Raw genomic sequence first — 466 nt, forward strand, 5'->3', positions numbered from 1 at the left:
GCCGCGCCGCGCTGGCGGGGGTGCCGTTGTCGATCGCGGCGTTGAGCGTCCATCCCACGGCGAGGCCCAGCACCAGCGCGATCAGGATATAGGTCGTCAATCGCTTCGCCACGTTTCACCCCTTTTTGTCGTTCGTGTCATCAACGGGAGAAAGTGCGAGCGGTCAAGCCGAAGTGCGGCGTTGCTGCGTTGCGGCGGCCGCCTGCCGCTGGCACAGTTGCGCCAACGACAAAGGGGCGCGAGACGATGAAGATGTTGACGCGGCGTGGGTTTGCAGCCGGAGCAGCGATGCTGCCGGTGCTTTCGGCCAGTGGTGTTCTGCGCGCGGCTGAGCCGGATCTGACGAGTCTGCGCAACATCGCCAGTGGCGCGACGCCGATCGGGCCGGACGAGCGCCGCGCGCGCATCGCCCGCGCGCAGGGGCTCGGAAGAGCGTCGGGTTGGGAAAGAGTGTTGGTAGGGGGGG

Annotated in this window: 1 protein-coding gene; it reads right to left on the bottom strand. The window is 67.6% G+C overall.

Annotated features, from left to right (window positions below; genetic code table 11):
• Positions 1–140: 140 nt before the first annotated feature.
• The coding region (locus AACY52_RS30845; protein ID WP_339561471.1) for a hypothetical protein at positions 141–466 on the bottom strand (326 nt) is incomplete at its 5' end.

This window comes from Pseudomonas sp. EA_65y_Pfl1_P113 (assembly GCF_963970525.1).
Taxonomy (GTDB): Bacteria; Pseudomonadota; Gammaproteobacteria; order Pseudomonadales; family Pseudomonadaceae; genus Aquipseudomonas; species Aquipseudomonas tritici.